This window comes from Frankia sp. CcCS3 (assembly GCF_977927575.1).
Map to the genome: position 1 here is coordinate 1 of NZ_CDWRCL010000146.1, position 1,949 is coordinate 1,949.

Genomic DNA, 1,949 nt, shown 5'->3' on the forward strand with positions numbered 1-1,949 from the left:
CTTCCCAAACAGGCCCTAGAAGCTCAATCGCTGTTGAAGTCAAGTGCTGTTGAGGCCAAGGCGACGGCGTACCGGTGACGGCTATTACCGGTTCCCCGCCGGGCGGCCGAGGACGCCGCTGAGCTTCACACCGCGTGCCTCGGAGCCCGTCCACGATCCCGGGCGAGCCGCGGCGGACTAGGGTGGGTCTCGATGTTCCAGGATGTCCGGACGCCCCGGTGGTGAACGACGAGGCCACCATGCCGATCCCCGGCCCCCGTGCGCTACCGGCCGGCTCCGCCGGCGCGGCACAGCCGCCGGTGCCGGTCCTGGCGCCGGGCACCGACGGGCAGCTCACCGCCGATCTGCTCGCCCGGGTAGGGGACTACGCCCGCGCCGCGCGTTCCACGGCGACCTGGCGGGCCTACGACAGTGACCTGCGCCAGTTCCGGGCCTGGTGTGAACGCCAGACGGTGCCGCTGTGCCCGCTGCCGGCGACCCCGGCGACGGTCGCCGGTTACCTCGCCACGCTCGCCGACGCCGGGTACAAGCCCTCGACGATCCGCCGCCGGCTCGCCGCGATCTCCGTCTCCCACCAGCTCGGTCGCCATCCCAACCCGGCGAGCGCACCGGAGGTCTGCGCCGTCTGGGACGGTATCCGCCGCACCCGCGGGGTCCGCCCGGACCGCAAGACCGCGCTGGACACCTCCCTGCTGGCCCGGGTCGTCGCCGGGCTGCGCGACGACAACCTCGCCGACGTCCGCGACCGGGCACTGCTGCTGATCGGGTTCGCCGGCTGCCTGCGCCGCTCCGAACTCGTCGGCCTCGACGTCGCCGACCTGCTCGAGACCCCCGACGGAGTCGTCCTGACGATCCGGGCGTCGAAGACCGACCAGGAGGCCGCCGGTGCCCTGGTCGGCGTCGCCTACGGCTCCTACCGGCCGACCTGCCCGGTACGGGCCTGGCGGGCCTGGGCGGGCGCCGCCGCGCTGACCGACGGGCCGGCGTTCCGCGCGGTCAACCGGCACGGGCAGGTCGCGCCGGGGCGGCTCTACCCGGGCTCGGTGGCCCGGATCGTGCAGCGCCGGGTGGCCGCCGCCGGACTCGACCCGGCCGACTTCGCCGGGCATTCGCTGCGCTCCGGGTTCGCCACCGCCGCCGCCCGCGCCGGTGTCGCCGACCGGTCGATCATGCGCCAGGGCCGGTGGCGCTCCTCGGCGTCGCTCGACAGCTACGTCCGCGCCGGACGGCTGTTCGACCGCGACAACCCCTCCGGCCGCGTCGGGCTGTGAACCCGACCGGCCTGGATCGAACCCGACCGGCCTGTTGCCGTCCCGTGGCCGCGGCCATCACCGTCGACTCCGTAGGAAGCCGTCGACGATCAACGCGACCAGGACCCCCCATAGCTGGACGACGAGCCCGTCGGCGCTGACCAGCCCCGCCCGCAGCAGCGCGCCCCCGCCGGCGACCGCGACTATCGTGCATGCGGCATAACCGGCCCGACGATGCCCACCGACCCGACGATGCCCGTCGGATTCGCCGTGACGGTCCCCGGCGACCGGGGAGTCCGGCCTCGCCGGCGCGCCCACCGCGGCGCGCGGGTTCTCGCGGCGGGCGCCGCCCGGCAGGCGAAGGAGCAACGGACGCGGGTGCTCGCGCCTGTCCCGACGGCGTCGTCGACGCGGGCGGCGATGATTCATCGCAGGATACTCCTCGGGAAGCGGGTGTCGAATAGCACGGCGCCTGGGCCTGTTCACTGGACCGGCGGTACCGGGCAATAAGGTGGCGTGGATCGAGTCCTGGCCTGCATGCACCCTTCTTACTCAACGCAAGGAATGCGTGGCAAGATGCTTCGTCACCGGACCAAGGGAGGTCGACGCCGATGCCGAATGCGGCAACCGCCGTGCATTCATATCCTCCTACGCGATGGATCATGCCGTATCCGGAGGGTCAATGGAGTCGAAATGAAA

General features: G+C 72.9%; 2 protein-coding genes. One reads left to right on the forward strand and one right to left on the reverse strand.

What is annotated here, in order from left to right; genetic code table 11:
- Positions 1 to 239 precede the first annotated feature (239 nt).
- Complete coding sequence (locus AC08OQ_RS13260) at positions 240 to 1,271, forward strand: site-specific integrase (protein WP_476612085.1); 1,032 nt, start codon at positions 240 to 242, stop codon at positions 1,269 to 1,271.
- Positions 1,272 to 1,328: 57 nt separating this feature from the next.
- On the opposite strand, the gene AC08OQ_RS13265 is transcribed toward AC08OQ_RS13260, so the two are convergent.
- The gene (locus tag AC08OQ_RS13265) at positions 1,329 to 1,619 is read right to left on the reverse strand and encodes a hypothetical protein (RefSeq protein ID WP_476612081.1); all 291 of its coding nucleotides are present in this window, start codon (positions 1,617 to 1,619) and stop codon (positions 1,329 to 1,331) included.
- Positions 1,620 to 1,949 lie beyond the last annotated feature (330 nt).